The sequence below is a fragment of the Promicromonospora sp. NPDC057138 genome, assembly GCF_042670845.1.
Lineage (GTDB): Bacteria > Actinomycetota > Actinomycetes > Actinomycetales > Cellulomonadaceae > Promicromonospora.
The window spans coordinates 39,899-54,990 of sequence record NZ_JBHUUX010000003.1 but is presented as its reverse complement, the minus strand read 5'-3'; the positions used below and the strand labels follow the sequence as shown (position 1 = coordinate 54,990).

Sequence of the window (15,092 nt, the reverse complement as noted above, 5' to 3'; positions counted from 1 at the left end):
CCTCAGCGTGTCCGAATTGGTAGATTCATCCCTCTTGGTTTTGGGCCACGGAGGAACAGTGGATCTGCCCAGGCACTACCTCGACCCGGTCACGCTGCACGAGGTGTTCGACGACGTCCCGGCCGCCCAGGCGTACCGCGCCGAGCTGGCGCAACGCCCGGACGGCGAGGCGCCGGCCGTCCTCGTCGTGCGCGTGCCGCTCACCCGCGCGCTTGCCCCCGAGGCGGACGATCCCGAGGCCGAGCTGGCCGAGGCTGAGCGCCTCGGCTGGCTCGCCGTCCGGCTGGCCGGCGGGCCGAGCGATGGCCTGGAGGCCGCGCACTCGCACGCGGAAGAGGTGCCCTTGGGCGCGGTGGCGCCCCTGTTGCGGCTGGCCCACGTGCTGCAGTGGCGGCACCGGTTCTCGGAGGCGGACCTGCTGTTCGGCCTGGCTCTGGAGGCGGCGCACCACTACGGGGAGCACGCCGCGAGCATCGAGCACGCGCGCCGGCTGGAGTACTTCGCCCTGCAGCACTGGGGCAAGTGCCGGTACGACCAGGCGCTCGAGGTGCACGCCGACCAGGCCCGGCCGTTCCTCGGCGAGGCGCTCGCCCTGTTCGTGCGGGCACTGGAGCAGCGTGTGGAGGCCGGTGCGCCGCCGGACGAGGTCGCGTCGACCCGCCTGGCGGTCCGGGCGACCCGGGAGCGCCTCGCGGAGCTCGGGGCCTAGTCCGGCGCTCAGGCCGGCAGCCGGATCATGCCCTCCTGGCCCGCGGAGGCGACCAGGGCGCCGTCCTCCCGGTAGACCTTCGCGGTGCCGAGGGCGCGGCCGCCCTGCGCGGTGGGCGACGACTGCACGAACAGCATCCACTCGTCCACCTGGACGTCGCGGTGCCACCACATGCCGTGGTCGAGGCTGGCCATGGGCACGGAGGCGCCCATGTCCTGCCAGGACTTGCCGGCGGCGCGCATCGCGGGCTCCAGCATGAGCTGGTCGCACGCGAACGCCAGCAGGGCGCGGTGCATGGCCTGCGACTTGATGCCCAGCGGACGGCGCGTGCGCATCCAGACGAGCTGGGTGGCGGGCGGCTTACCGCCGTCGGCCACCGCGGCGTCCGGGTGCAGGTACAGCGAGCCGCCCACGTGCCGCAGCTCGAACGCCGAGTCCGTCCAGAACTGGGCGCGGACGTCGGCGCCCTCGGGCAGGGTGGCGAGCTCGTCGAACGCCGAGCCGACCTCGTCGGGCGAGGGGACGTCGTCGGGCATCGGCATCGTGTGCTCGTAGCCCGGCTGGTCGTCCTGGAAGGACGCGATCATCGACAGGATCGGCTTGCCGAACTGGATGGCGTGGGTGCGGCGCGCGCTGAACGAGCGCCCGTCGCGCAGCCGCTCCACCGCGAAGTCGATGGGCTCCTCGACCCGCCCCTCGCGCAGGAAGTAGCCGTGCAGCGAGTGGATCAGGCGGCCGTCGGGCACCGTGCGGTCCGCGGCGATGATGGCCTGCGCGAGCACCTGCCCGCCGTAGGCGCGGTTCGCCGGGCCGGGCATGCTGTTCCCGCGCAGCACGTCCTCCTCGCCCCGCGGGCCCCAGCCCTCGAGGTGGCGCAGGTCGAGCACCTGCAGGAGGCGGTCGAGCGCGTCGGGCTCGGTCTCCGGCGGCGGGTAGCCGGCGAGCGGGTCAGGGGTGGTGGCGTCCACGAGCGGGCGTCTCCTTGTCGTTCCTGGTCAGTCTTCGAACGTGTTGATCATGCTGAAGGCGGCGCGCTCCAGGTAGTCCCACAGCTGCGACTCGTGGATCGGCGCGAGGCCCAGCGAGTCGACGGCCGCCCGCATGTGCGCGAGCCAGCGGTCGCGCGCGTCGGGGTTCACCTTGAACGGCATGTGCCGCATGCGCAGGCGCGGGTGCCCGCGCTGCGCGGAGTAGGTGCCGGGGCCGCCCCAGTACTGCTCGAGAAACATCGTCAGACGCTCCCTCGCCGGGCCCAGGTCCTCCTCGGGATACATGGGGCGCAGCACCGGGTCGTCCGCGACGCCGTCGTAGAACGTGTCGACGAGACGCACGAACGTGTCGTGGCCGCCGACGGCGTCGAAGAAGGATTCCTGTGTCACGTCCGTCATCCTGCCACTCGACGGTGACAGTCCGATGACGCTCGTGTGAAACGGAGTCTCATGTGACGGAGTCGACAGCAGCCTGGGCGAAACGCTTGCCAGCCCGGATAGGCTGGGGCAAGACCTGCAGCGACGCACGGTGGGAGTTGAGACATGACCAAGGCTGACCAGATCCTTGCGGCACTCGGAGGGACCTCGAACGTCGTCGAGCTGGAGCCGTGCATCACACGGCTCCGGGTCGAGGTGAGCGACCCGTCCCTCGTGGACGAGTCCGGACTAAAGTCGTCCGGCGCGTTCGGCGTGGTCCGGTCCGGCCGGGTGGTCCAGGTGATCGTCGGGCCCGAGGCGGACAACCTCGCGGCGGAGCTCGACATGCTGAGAGTCTGACGGGAGCAGGGAGGCCGAGCTCGACGGTGAGCTCGGCAGCATGACCGCACGGGCCCGGGCACAGCCCGGGCCCGTGACCGGTCTCACGATCCCGCCGTCGCACGCGGTCGCGCCGCGAACGGCCTGTGAAGGTCGCGCAGGAGTCGCTCGCACCCCGCCGAAGATGTCCGGGTCGGCGCCCAGACCCGAGTAAGTTTGCGCGCGTGTTCGAGTCTCTTGCTACCTCAGTGTTCGACAGTGCCGAGGACTTCTGGACCTGGTTCGGCGACAAGCCCCTGAAGATCATCCTGATCCTGGTGATCGGGATGGCCACCATCGCTGTGCTGCGGCACGTCGTCACCGCCCTCACGGAGCGCATCGCCATCGGCCAGAAGCCGAGGGCGGTCGTCGAGCGCGCCGCCGACCCCGTGGGCACCACGACGGGCAGCGCGCCTGGTGCCACCCCCGTTGCGGGCAGAAAGCGCCGCAAGAACATGCTGATGACGCCGCAAGCCCTGGCTGACGTCCTGGTCGCGTCCAACCCACGGGTGGCTGAGCGGCGCGCCCAGCGTGCACGGACCGTGGGATCGGTGCTGAACTCCACCGCGAACATCGTGATCGGCACGCTGATGGTGATGTCGATCCTGCAGGTTCTGGGGCTGAATCCCGCGGGCTTGATCGCCGGTGCTGGTGTCGTGGGCGTCGCCCTCGGCTTCGGCGCCCAGAGCCTCGTCAAGGACTTCATCTCTGGCGTCTTCCTGCTCATCGAGGACCAGTTCGGCGTCGGCGACAACGTGGACCTCGGGGCCGGCGTCATCGGCACCGTCGAGGCGATGGGCCTGCGCCTCACCCAGGTGCGTGCGTTCGACGGGACCCTCTGGTACGTCCGCAACGGCGAGATCCTGCGCGCGGGCAACCGCACCCAGGAGTGGAGCCGCGCGGTCGCCTCGGTGCAGGTCCCGCTCGGTACCGACGTCGACGCGGTCCGCGCCGCGCTCGGCCGCGCCGTCGACCGCGTGAAGAACGACCCGGAGCTCGCCGACAGCCTCCTGGAGACACCGTCCGTGCGGGGCGTGGACGCCGTCGACCAGGGTGGCCTCACCTTCACGATGCACGCCCAGGTGCGCCCAGCCCAGCAGTGGGCGGTCGCGCGGTCGCTGCGCGTCGCGGGCCACTCGGAGCTGCTGCACGCGGGGATCGTCGCCCGCTCGGCGCCCGTAACGTTCGACGAGAGCCCCGCGGGGGACACGCCCGGCGTCAGCTGACGGGACCCACGGGCCGCCCGAGCCCACCGCCCGAGCGCTTGCGACCAGCCTGTCAATTCACCGGACACGCCCCCGTTGCGCCCGGGGAGCGCCGGTTGATGGCAGGATCTTTCCTTGTGACCGACGAACAGATGACCGGCTCCACCGGAGACGGCCCCCCAGTGCCGCCGGAGCTGGCCGAGCTGGCAGCCGCCCACGGCGTGCAGCGCGAGTACACCGACCACGACGGCCGCGTCCAGCACGTCAGCGCATCGACGATCGTCGCGGTGCTGGAGGCGCTCGACGTACCGGCGTCGACGCCCGCCGCCGTCGCCTCGAGCCTGGAGCGCAGCCGCGACGACGAGTGGCGCGCGATGCTGCCGCCGACCGTCGTGACGCGGGAGGGCGCCGAGGTACAGGTGCCGGTGCACGTCGCGGACGGCGCGGAGGTGACCGCGTGGGTCGAGCTCGAGCTGTCCGAGACGCCGGCTATGCCGACGGGCGCCACCCCGTGGCGCGTGACGGCGCCGCAGGCGACCGCCACGGGCTCGTTCGCCACCGTGCAGCGCACCCGGGTCCCGCTGCGCCAGGCGGATGTCAACACCTCGCCCCGCACCGTGGACAGCCGCAAGGTGGGCCGGGCGACGTTCACGGTCCCCGGCAACCTGCCGCTGGGCTGGCACACGCTGCACGCGGAGTCGGGCGGGCACACGGCGCAGGCGTCGCTCGTGGTGACGCCGCAGCGGCTGGAGCTGCGCAAGAAGGTGGCCCGCAAGCAGGCCTGGGGCTTCATGGTCCAGCTCTACTCGGTGCGGTCCAGGGACTCCTGGGGCATCGGTGACCTCGCCGACCTCGGCGACCTCGCCTGGCAGACGGCGCACAACGCCGGGGCCGACTTCGTCGGCGTGAACCCGCTGCACGCCACCGAGCCGGTGACGCCGCTGACGCCGAGCCCCTACCTGCCGACGTCGCGCCGCTTCATGTCGCCGCTGTACATCCGCGTCGAGGACATCCGTGAGACGGCGTACCTCTCCGCCGCCGACCGGTCGCTCGTGGAGTGGGCCGCCGAGCCCGTCCGTGAGCTGTCCGAGGACTCCGGGCCGATCGACCGGGACGCCGTCTGGGAGGCCAAGAAGGCCGCGCTGGAGGTCGTGTACACGGCGCCGCGCTCAGCGGCCCGGCAGACGGCGTTCGACGAGTACGTGCTGGCGCAGGGCAAGGGCCTGATCGACTTCGCCACCTGGTGCGCGATCACCGAGCACCTGGACGGCCGGGACTGGCCGGCGGAGCTCTCCGACCCGGGCGCGTCCGGCGTGACGACGCTGCGCAACGCCCTGTCCGAGCGCGTCCAGTTCTACTGCTGGCTGCAGTGGGTGGCCGACGAGCAGCTGCGGGCGGCGCACCGCGCGGGGCTCGACGCCGGGATGCGGCTGGGCGTGCTGAAGGACCTCGCCGTCGGCGCGTCGCCGCACGGCGCCGACGCGTGGGCGGACTCCGGCGTCCTCGCCCGCGGGGTGTCCGTGGGCGCGCCGCCGGACATGTACAACCAGCAGGGCCAGAACTGGACCCAGCCGCCGTGGCACCCGCGCGCGCTCGCGAAGGTGGGCTACGCGCCCTACCGCGAGCTGCTGCGCACGACGCTGCGGCACTGCGGAGCGCTGCGCATCGACCACGTGCTCGGGCTCTTCCGCCTGTGGTGGATCCCGGGCGGGGCACGCGCGTCGGCCGGCGCGTACGTCACCTACGACCACGAGGCCCTGATCGGCATCCTGTGCCTGGAGGCGCACCGTGCCGGGGTGGCGATCGTGGGCGAGGACCTCGGCACGTTCGAGCCGTGGATCCGCGACTACCTCGCGGAGCGCGGCATCCTGGGCACATCGGTCCTGCTCTTCGAGCGGGACGCCAACGGCGCGCCCCTCGAGCCGGAGGCGTACCGGAGCGCGGCGCTGGCCACCGTGACCACCCACGACCTGCCGCCGACGGCGGGCTACCTCGCGGGCGAGCACGTGGACCTGCGCGAGCGGCTCGGGCTGCTGACGGAGGAGGCGACGATCCTGCGGGCACGTGCGCGCGCGGAGCGCGACTCGCTGGTGGAGGCGCTGTCCCGCCGCGGACTGACGACGTTCGACCCGTCCGAGCGGGAGCTGGTCGAGGGCTTGCACCGCTACCTCAAGGACACGCCGTCCGCGCTGGTCGGGGTCTACCTGACCGACGCCGTGGGGGAGCGCCGCGCGCAGAACCAGCCCGGAACGGACACCGAGTACCCGAACTGGAAGGTGCCGCTGGCCGACTCCGCGGGAACGGTGGTCCTGCTGGAGGACCTGTTCTCCAACGCGCGCCTGCGCTCTCTAGTCACGGTAATGAACGAGGAAGACCCAGCCTGACCCCGCCCGCCCAGCGTTGAGTGCGGGCTATTTGTTGCTTCAGACGCTCTGAGGCAACAAATAGCCCGCACTCAACGGGACGGGGGTCAGGCCTGGCCGATGCCTGCCTTGGCGATCGAGAAGCCCGTCTTCGTCGAGTCGGCGACGCACGTCATGCCCGTGTCGGCGCTGGTGCACGTGAAGTCGTGGGCCTTCTTGGTCTGGCCGTAGTCCAGGATCGCGATGTCACCGGACGCCTTCTTCGGCTGGTCCTTCTTGCCGATGCACGGCTGCGTCACGTTGCCGCTCGGGTCCACCTTCGCGACGTAGCCGGAGGCGCCGCCGCACGAGTCGTCGGGGGCGGGCTTCTGGTTGAGCTGCGCGATGCCGCACGTGGCGGCGTCCGCGGAGATCGTGCAGGTGATGTTGAGCGACGGCGCGGCGAACGTCTCGACATCAGCCCCGCCATCGGTCTCGAGCCCGGTCTCGGCCGAGGGCTCGGCCGACTGCTCGGCGGCCGGCGTGTTGTCGTCCGTCGGCGAGCTGCCGGGGGAGTTGAACAGGCTCACGGCGAACACGATCGCGGCGACCACGAGCAGCACGTCCAGGGCGATGAACGCGATCCAGCCTGGGCTGAGCTTCCTGCGCTCGCTCTCCGGCTCGGGCGGGTAGCCACCACCCGGCGCCGCATAGACGGGCTGTCCGTACTGGTCGTAGCCCTGCGGCGGGTACGGCTGCGGCGGGTACTGGCCGCCCTGGGGCTGTTGCGGCGCCTGCTGCGCGTAGGCCTGAGGCTGCGCATAGCCCGGCTGGTACTGCTGCCCGTACTGCTCGGGGTAGTACTGCTGCTGCGTCGCGTCCCCGCCGCCCTTGTTCACGGAGTGGACCACGGGCGCGCCCGGCGCGGCGGGCGCCGGGGTGACGGCCTGCGAGAACTGGTTCGCGGGCGAGATGGCCGGTGGCATGCGCGTCGCCGCGGAGACGCGCTGCACCGGTCCCTGCTGGGCAGGCGTGGGCGCGGCCGGTGCCTGCTGGGCAGGCGTGGGCGCGGTGCGCGGGTGCTGCTCCTGGGGCTGCGCACCCGACTCTTCGTCGGGGCCCCCGCCTGGCGGCGGTGGCGGCGGCGGCACTGTGCCGGACATCAGGCGACTCCCTCAGCTCAAATCGGTCGGTCGGGCGACCGCGGTCGATCGTACACAAAGGCGTTACTCGCTGTTACTCCTGCGTGGCATGATCGACGAGTCGTCGCAGGTAGTTCACAGACCGGACGACAAGCCAACCGAAAAGGCGCGCCAATCGGACGCGCGGGGTGCCCACCAGCGCCCACGAGAAGACAGACGTGGAGGGCCTGTGCCCGGAGAGAACCTGACCCGCGCCGAGGCGGTCGCCCGCGCCGGCGTCGTAGCAGTCGAGTCGTACGAGATCGCGCTGGACCTGACCACCGGTCCGGAGACTTTCGCGTCCGCCACGACTGTGCGCTTCACCGCGACGGAAGGCGCCGCGACGTTCGTCGACCTGGTCGCCCCGTCGGTGAGGTCCGTGGTGCTGAACGGCCGCGAGCTGGACCCGGCGTCGGTGTTCGCCGACTCCCGCATCAGCCTGGCGGGGCTGGCCGCCGACAACGAGCTCGTCGTCGTCGCCGACTGCGGCTACACGAACACGGGCGAGGGCCTGCACCGCTTCGTGGACCCGGTGGACGGCGAGGTCTATCTGTACACGCAGTTCGAGGTGCCGGACGCGCGGCGCGTGTTCGCCTGCTTCGAGCAGCCGGACCTCAAGGCGACGTTCCAGTTCACGGTCACCGCGCCCGCCGCGTGGGAGGTCGTGAGCAACGAGCCGACGCCGGAGCCGGTGGTCTTGACAAGCTCGACCAGCGGGGAGGGCTCGACCAGCGAGGAGGGCTCGACCAGCGAGGGCGACGTCGCGACCTGGACGTTCGAGCCCACCGGCCGCATCTCGACGTACATCACGGCGCTCGTCGCCGGCCCGTACGCCGTGGTCCGGTCGTCGCTGACGTCGTCGGACGGCCGCGAGATCCCGCTCGGCGCGTTCTGCCGCAAGTCGCTGTCGGAGCACTTCGACGCCGACTACATCTTCGAGAAGACCCGGCAGGGCTTCGAGTTCTACGAGTCCACGTTCGGCGTGCCGTACCCGTTCACCAAGTACGACCAGCTCTTCGTGCCCGAGTACAACATGGGCGCGATGGAGAACGCGGGCTGCGTGACCTTCACGGAGACGTACGTGTTCCGCTCCAAGGTGACCGAGGCGGTGCGCGAGCGCCGCGTGGTGACGATCCTGCACGAGCTGGCGCACATGTGGTTCGGCGACCTGGTCACCATGAAGTGGTGGAACGACCTGTGGCTCAACGAGTCGTTCGCGGAGTACGCCTCCACGCTCGCCACGGCCGAGGCCACCGAGTGGGACGCAGCCTGGACCACGTTCTCCGCGATGGAGAAGTCCTGGGCCTACAAGCAGGACCAGCTGCCCTCCACGCACCCGATCGTCGCGGAGATCAAGGACCTCGAGGACGTCCAGGTCAACTTCGACGGCATCACCTACGCCAAGGGCGCGTCCGTGCTCAAGCAGCTCGTCGCCTGGGTGGGGCGTGAGGCGTTCATCGCGGGCGTCTCGGCGTACTTCGGCAAGCACGCGTGGGGCAACACCGAGCTGACCGACCTGCTGACGGAGCTCGAAGCCACCAGCGGTCGCGACCTCAGGGCCTGGTCGAAGCTCTGGCTGGAGACCGCGGGCGTGAACACCCTGCGTCCGGTGATCGAGACGGACAGCCACGGCCGCATCATGTCGTTCGTCGTCGAGCAGACGGCGCCCGCCGAGTGGCCCACGATCCGTCCGCACCGCCTCGGCATCGGCTTCTACAGCCTGTCCGACGCCGGTGAGCTCGTGCGCACCCACTTCACCGAGGTGGACGTCGATGGGCCGCGGACCGACGTGAAGGAGCTCGTCGAGCTCGACCGCCCGGCGCTCGTGCTGCTCAACGACGAGGACCTCGCGTACGCGAAGATCCGGCTCGACGCGGCGTCGCTGCGTGTGGCGCTGGAGCATCTGGCCGACATCGCCGACCCGCTGGCCCGCTCCCTGGTGTGGGGCTCGGTCTGGGACTCGGTGCGCGACGGCGAGGTCCCGGCGTCGCAGTACGTGCAGCTCGTGCTGGGCGGCATCGCCCGCGAGAGCGAGTCGACGACGCTGCGCACGACGCTCAACCAGATGGTGCTGGCGGCCAAGCAGTACGTGGCGCCGTCGGCCCGGGCGGCGACGATCGCCGAGGTGGGCGACGCGCTCTGGGCGCTCGTGGGCGACGCCGAATCCGGCTCGGACACGCAGTTCCAGCTCGTGAAGTTCTTCGCGCACGTGGCCTCCACGCCGGCGCACGTCGCGACGCTGTCGGGCCTGCTGGACGGCTCGGTCGCGCTGGACGGGCTGGAGATCGACACCGACCTGCGGTGGGAGCTGTTGGAGGGCCTCGTGCTCAACGGCGCCGCAGGCGACCAGCAGATCGACGCCACGCTGGCGGCCGACGACACGGCGACCGGCCGCCAGTCCGCCGCCCGCGCGCGGGCCGCGAAGCCGACGGTCGAGGGCAAGCTGGCCGCGCTGTCGTCAGTCGTGGACGCCGACGTGCCGAACGTGATCATCCGGAACACGGGCCTCGGGTTCCTGCACGTGAACGACCCGGCCACGCTGGCCGGCGTCGTGCAGCCGTACCTGGACGCCGTGCTGAAGGTCTGGAACGCGCGGTCGTACCACATTGCCGAGGAGATCATCGAGGGCTTCTACCCGGCGCCGCTGGCGTCGGCGGAGCTGCGGGACGCGACGACCGCCTGGCTGGACACCAACGCCGACGCGGCCCCGGCCCTGCGCCGGCTGATCGTAGAGGCCCTGGCAGGCACAGACCGAGCCCTGAAGGCCCAGGCCGCGGACGCCTGACCAGTTCGCGAAGTCGCCGAAGTAGAGCGCCTGTCCGAGTCTCCCTGGTGACACCAGGGAGACCCGGACAGGCGCTCTACTTCGCGGACCCTCACCAGATGCGGACGCGGTCCTCTTCCGGGAGGTAGAGGGCGTCGCCCGGCTTGACGTCGTACGTCGTGTAGAACTCGTCCACGTTGCGCACGACGCCGTTGCAGCGGAACTCGTTGGGGGAGTGCGGGTCCGTCGCGAGACGCCGGAGCACCTCCTCGTCGCGGCCCTTGGACTGCCACACCTGCGCCCAGCCGAGGAAGATCCGCTCCAGGGCGGTCAGCCCGGCCACGACGGGTGCCTCGTCCAGGGGCTTGCCCAGCGCGATCCGGTACGCCTTGATCGCGATCGACAGGCCACCCAGGTCGCCGATGTTCTCGCCGATCGTCAGGCCTCCGTTGACGTGCGCGTCTCCTGCGCCCTCGCCCTCCGCGCTGCTCTCGCCGTCGGCACCCGCGGCCGCGCCATCCGCGCCCACGCCGGACGCCGCAAGCTGCGCCGGCCGGAACTGGTCGTACTGCGCGATCAGCGCGCTCGTGCGCTTCTCGAACTCGGCGCGGTCGGCGTCGGTCCACCAGTCCTCGAGGCGGCCGTCGCCGTCGTACTTGGAGCCCTGGTCGTCGAACCCGTGGCCGATCTCGTGCCCGATGACGCCGCCGATCCCGCCGAAGTTCACGGCGTCGTCGGCGTCGGGGTCGAAGAACGGGGGCTGCAGGATCGCCGCGGGGAACACGATCTCGTTCATGCCCGGGTTGTAGTACGCGTTGACGGTCTGCGGCGTCATGAACCACTCGTCGCGGTCGAGCGGCTTGCCGATCTTCGCGAGCTCGTAGTCCTGGTCGAACGCGTTGGACCGGCGGACGTTGCCCACCAGATCGGCCGAGCGCACGTCGAGCTCGGAGTAGTCCCGCCACTTGACGGGGTACCCGACCTTGGGCGTGAACTTCTCCAGCTTCGTCAGGGCCTTCGCCTTGGTCTCGTCGGTCATCCAGTCGAGACCTTCGATCGACTCCCGGTAGGCCGCGACCAGCGCCTCCACCAGACGGTCCATCCGGGCCTTGTTCGACGGCGGGAAGTGCCGCGCCACGTACTCCGCGCCCACCGCCTCGCCGAGCGCGCCCTCCACGAGCGCCACGCCGCGCTTCCAGCGCTCGCGGACCTCCTGCGCGCCGGTGAGCGTGCGGCCGTAGAAGTCGAAGTTGGCCTCGACGAGCTCGTCGGTGAGGTACGGCGCCCGGGCGCTGACCACGTGGTACGTCATCCAGAGCTGCCAGTCCAGCAGCGAGAGCTCGCTCCACTGGGCGGCGAAGCCGGTCGCGAAGTCGGGCTCGCGCACCACGACGTGGTCGAACGCGCCGTCGGGCACGCCGAGGGCCTCGGCCCAGGCAACCCAGTCGAAGCCGGGCGCCGACTCGACGAGATCGGCGAGCGTCATCGGGTTGTAGGTAAGGGTGGCGTCGCGGTCGCGCACCACGTCCCAGTGGTGGGTGGCGAGCCGCTTCTCGAGCTCGAGGACGCGGCGGGCGGCGTCGTCGGAGGAGATGCCCCACGTCTCCTGGACGCTGGCGAACCGCAGCATCCTGGACACGTGCGGCAGGTACTTCTTGCGGATCGGGGCGTACTGCTCCTCGCGGTAGTACGCCTCGTCGGGCAGCCCGAGGCCGGACTGCCGCAGGTAGACGACGTACTTCTCGGGGTCGGTCGCGTCGTTGTCCACCCAGAAGCGGACGCCGGCCGTGCCGCCCGTGCGCTGCAGCGTGCCCAGCGCGCGGGTCAGGTCCGCCATGTTGCCGGCGTCCCGGATCAGCGCGAAGTCCTCGTCCAGCGGCGTCGTGCCGAGCTCGGCGATGCGCCCCGTGTCCATGAAGCTCGCGTACAGGTCGCCGATCATGGAACCGGTGGGCGCGTCCTGGATGATCTCCCGGACGTGCACCTCCGCCTGGTCGTAGAGGGCACGGAACGCGCCGTCCATGGCGCGGTCGGCGGGGATCTCGTGCGTGTCGATCCACCGCCCGTTGACGTGGCGGTACAGGTCGTCCTGTGGTCGGGTTGCGGGCTCGAGCGCGTCGAGGTCGATGCCCGACGTGAGACCCGTGGCGTCGGTGGTCATTGCGCCAGCGTACGCAAAAGTTGGCCGTCGGATGAGGGAAGATGGGGTCATGCGCCTGCACATCGCCGCCGACCACGCCGGGTACGACCTCAAGCAGCACCTGGTGCAGCATCTCACCGCCGCCGGGCACGAGGTGATCGACCACGGAGCCCACGAGCTCGACCCCCTGGACGACTACCCCGCCTTCTGCATATCGGCCGGCGAGGCCGTCGTCGCCGAGCCGGACTCGCTCGGCATAGTGATCGGCGGCTCCGGCAACGGGGAGCAGATCGCCGCGAACAAGGTCACCGGCGTGCGCGCCGTGCTCGCCTGGTCGCTGGAGACCGCGAAGCTGGGCCGCCAGCACAACGACGCGAACGTGATCGCCGTGGGCGGCCGCATGCACACCGTGGAGGAGTCGACGTCGTTCGTCGAGGCCTTCGTCGCAGAGCAGTTCAGCGGCGACGTGCGGCACCAGCGTCGCATCGACCAGCTCGCCGACTACGAATCCAAGCGTGCCTGAGGGGCATACCGTCCACCGCCTCGCGCGGACTTTCGCCTCGCTGTACGCCGGGCAGACCCTGCGGGTGAGCAGCCCGCAGGGGCGGTTCGCCGACGGCGCCGCGGTGCTCTCGGGACGTCGGCTGGTGGCGGGCGAGGCCTGGGGCAAGCAGCTCTTCCTGGGCTTCGCGCCTGCCGACGGAATCGCGGACGTCGACGCGTCAGACACGCAGGCAACCGGGGTGACCTCGGGATCTGACACCTTGTGGCTGCGCACGCACCTCGGGCTGTACGGCGCATGGACGTTCGCGGGCGCCCCGGACGCGCCGGAGGTGGCGCACGCGATCGGCGCGCCCCGCAAGCGCATCGGTGAGCGCGAGACGACGGCGCCGGCCGGGCCTGCGCCCTCGGCACGCTCGACCAGCGGAGCTGAGTGGACAGCGCCGGAGCCGCGCGGGCAGGTGCGCGTGCGCCTGCTCGGCGCTCACGCCGTCGCCGACCTCACCGGCCCGACGGCCTGCGAGGTGATCACCGCCGAGGAGAAGACGGCGGTCCAGTCCCGCCTCGGCCCCGACCCCATCCGGGACGACGGCGACGTCGAGGACTTCGTCGCGGCGGTCGGCCGGTCACGGGTGACGATCGGGCAGCAGCTCATGGACCAGGCGGTCGTCGCCGGGGTGGGGAACATCTACCGCGCCGAGGCGCTGTTCCGGGCCGGGGTCGACCCGCTGCGGCCCGGCCGCGACCTGCCCGCCGCAACGGTCCGCGCCATCTGGCACGACCTGGTGACCCTCATGCGAGCCGGCGCCGCCCAAGGCGCGATCGTCACAACCCGCCCGACCGACCGCCCGGCCCGGCAAGCGGTTCGAGAACGGGGCTATGACCCTGGCCAAGGCTCCGGAGAACACAAGCCCGTTGTGGACGGCCGGCGTCGGACCCGGCAGAACACCGACGGGCTGCCCGACGCCGTGCCCGCCGACCAGGCGTTCTACGTCTACCACCGTGACGGCCTGCCGTGCCGGGTCTGCGGCACGCCGGTGCTGGTCAAGGAGCTGGCGGGTCGCAACCTGTTCTGGTGCCCCACCTGCCAGACCTGAGGGCCGACACCGGTCTCAGAACACCCAGGACGACGCCGGCGCGACCGGCCAGCCGAACGCCGTGCTCGCGCGGGCCAGTGCGCCCCCGCTCTGCCCGGGACGCGAGTGCTCGGTGACGAGCCCCGCGGCGGCCAGCGCGGCGAGCGACCGTCCGCCCAGGTAGGCGGCGCCCAGCTCGCGCACATCGAGCGACAGCTCGGCGGACTCGAACTCCGGGTCGACCCGCTCCACGGACGCAGGCCCGAAGGCCTCCGCCTGCAGGCGGTAGACGCCGGCGTTGGCGGGCAGCCGCGCGTCGGTGACGGCGAGCGTGACGTCGACGTCGGCCGCGTACCGGCGTCCGGCGAGCGCCCCGGCGACGTCGACCGGCCGGACCCACAGGTTGTCCGGGGTGCGCGGGCCGGCGGCGCGCAGGTCCACCAGGAGGTGCGTGATCACGTCGTCCACGGGCAGGACGAAGGGCGTGACCTCGTTCGTCAGGTCCAGGTCGAGCAGCGCGCCCCACAGGGCCCGGGCGGCCGCGGCGTCCAGCGCGACGACCTCGCCGGCGTCGACCCGCCCGCGCGGCCCGGTGGGCTCCCAGCTCAGGGTGCGGCGGAACGTGACGTAGCCGCGCGGCTCGCCGTCGAGCTCGACGATCATGATGCGTCGCGACTCGCGGCCCTCGCGGTAGATCGGGGAGTCGGCCCACCAGGAGGCCTGCAGCTCCTCGGTCTCACGCGTGACCCAGCCCGGGCGGTTGATCCCGGGTAGGCCCGTGGGGGTGGCGCCGGCCGCGCGGTGGAGCCGGTCCTCGAGCGCGCCGTGCTTCTCGCGGCTGGCGACCTCGATCCGGATCGTGTGCCGCTCCGCCCCCGGCACGTCCCGCAGGGCGGCGCCGCGCGGGACGGTGACGCGCAGGTCGTCGGCCGCGTGGCCGTAGCCGAACCGGCCGTAGATCGGCGCCTCGGCGGCGAACAGGGCGCTGAGCGCCTCGCCACGCTCGGCGGAGCGCGCCAGGTGCAGGTCGATCATCGCCGTCAGCAGGCCGCGGCGGCGGTGCTGCGGATGCACGCCCACCCAGGTCAGGCCCGCGGTCGGCAGCTCGGCCCCGGGCACGGGGAAGTGGGTGAACGGGTACGACGCGTGCAGCGCCACCAGGCCGTCGACGCCGTCGGCCTCGATGGCGATCGCGCGCTCCCAGGTCAGCGGTGACGGGGCGGCGTCGATGTCGTCGTGGGCGTGTCCCGTCGGGAACGCCCACGTGTCCAGCTCGGTCACGAGCCGCTGGTCGTCCTGGGTCAGCGTGCGCCAGCGGTAGCCGGCGGGCAGGGCAATCCGGGGAAGGGCCATGCATCGATCGTCGCATCGGCGAGCAACAGGATTTCGG

Annotated in this window: 12 protein-coding genes; 7 read left to right on the top strand and 5 right to left on the bottom strand. The window is 71.8% G+C overall.

The features are described from left to right. The first annotated feature begins 58 nt into the window (after positions 1–58). Positions 59–709 carry a hypothetical protein gene (locus ACFT2C_RS03280; RefSeq protein ID WP_377205579.1) on the top strand — a complete coding sequence of 217 codons (651 nt, stop codon included), beginning with the start codon at positions 59–61 and terminating at the stop codon, positions 707–709. A gap of 8 nt (positions 710–717) precedes the next feature. On the opposite strand, the gene ACFT2C_RS03275 is transcribed toward ACFT2C_RS03280, so the two are convergent. Both ACFT2C_RS03275 and ACFT2C_RS03270 read right to left on the bottom strand, forming a co-directional pair. Further along, a complete protein-coding gene (locus ACFT2C_RS03275) occupies positions 718–1,677 on the bottom strand; it encodes an acyl-CoA thioesterase (RefSeq protein WP_377205578.1) in 960 nt (319 codons plus the stop codon). A 27-nt stretch (positions 1,678–1,704) separates the two neighbouring features. After that, positions 1,705–2,097 (bottom strand): globin, encoded by a 393-nt coding sequence (locus ACFT2C_RS03270; protein WP_377205577.1) that lies wholly within the window; start codon positions 2,095–2,097, stop codon positions 1,705–1,707. 144 nt (positions 2,098–2,241) lie between these two features. Between ACFT2C_RS03270 and ACFT2C_RS03265 the strand changes: the two genes are divergently transcribed. The 3 genes from ACFT2C_RS03265 (at position 2,242) to malQ (ending at position 6,082) form a co-directional block, all read left to right on the top strand. Beyond that, positions 2,242–2,475 carry a glucose PTS transporter subunit EIIB gene (locus ACFT2C_RS03265; protein ID WP_377205576.1) on the top strand — a complete coding sequence of 78 codons (234 nt, stop codon included), beginning with the start codon at positions 2,242–2,244 and terminating at the stop codon, positions 2,473–2,475. Positions 2,476–2,678: 203 nt separating this feature from the next. Beyond that, on the top strand, positions 2,679–3,719 hold the full coding sequence (locus ACFT2C_RS03260; protein ID WP_377205575.1) for a mechanosensitive ion channel family protein: 1,041 nt from the start codon (positions 2,679–2,681) through the stop codon (positions 3,717–3,719). A 131-nt stretch (positions 3,720–3,850) separates the two neighbouring features. Further along, a complete protein-coding gene (gene malQ / locus ACFT2C_RS03255; RefSeq protein ID WP_377205715.1) occupies positions 3,851–6,082 on the top strand; it encodes a 4-alpha-glucanotransferase in 2,232 nt (743 codons plus the stop codon). An 86-nt stretch (positions 6,083–6,168) separates the two neighbouring features. On the opposite strand, the gene ACFT2C_RS03250 is transcribed toward malQ, so the two are convergent. Next, the gene (locus ACFT2C_RS03250; RefSeq protein WP_377205574.1) at positions 6,169–7,203 is read right to left on the bottom strand and encodes a hypothetical protein; all 1,035 of its coding nucleotides are present in this window, start codon (positions 7,201–7,203) and stop codon (positions 6,169–6,171) included. A gap of 208 nt (positions 7,204–7,411) precedes the next feature. Here ACFT2C_RS03250 and pepN point away from each other — a divergent pair, with 208 nt between their 5' ends. Further along, entirely contained in the window at positions 7,412–10,006 is a 2,595-nt protein-coding gene (pepN, locus tag ACFT2C_RS03245) for an aminopeptidase N (RefSeq protein WP_377205573.1), read from the top strand. 91 nt (positions 10,007–10,097) lie between these two features. Here pepN and ACFT2C_RS03240 read toward each other — a convergent pair whose 3' ends face one another. Then, positions 10,098–12,146, bottom strand: a complete 2,049-nt coding sequence (locus ACFT2C_RS03240; RefSeq protein ID WP_377205572.1) for a M13 family metallopeptidase — start codon at positions 12,144–12,146, stop codon at positions 10,098–10,100. A 49-nt stretch (positions 12,147–12,195) separates the two neighbouring features. On the opposite strand from ACFT2C_RS03240, the gene ACFT2C_RS03235 reads away from it, so the two are divergent. Both ACFT2C_RS03235 and ACFT2C_RS03230 read left to right on the top strand, forming a co-directional pair. Next, entirely contained in the window at positions 12,196–12,648 is a 453-nt protein-coding gene (locus ACFT2C_RS03235; protein ID WP_377205571.1) for a ribose-5-phosphate isomerase, read from the top strand. Beyond that, positions 12,641–13,723, top strand: coding sequence for an Fpg/Nei family DNA glycosylase (locus ACFT2C_RS03230; RefSeq protein WP_377205570.1), 1,083 nt, complete (start codon positions 12,641–12,643; stop codon positions 13,721–13,723). The genes ACFT2C_RS03235 and ACFT2C_RS03230 overlap by 8 nt, the downstream gene beginning before the upstream one ends. 15 nt (positions 13,724–13,738) lie before the next feature. Here ACFT2C_RS03230 and eis read toward each other — a convergent pair whose 3' ends face one another. Beyond that, a complete protein-coding gene (gene eis / locus ACFT2C_RS03225; protein WP_377205569.1) occupies positions 13,739–15,055 on the bottom strand; it encodes an enhanced intracellular survival protein Eis in 1,317 nt (438 codons plus the stop codon). Positions 15,056–15,092: the final 37 nt, after the last annotated feature.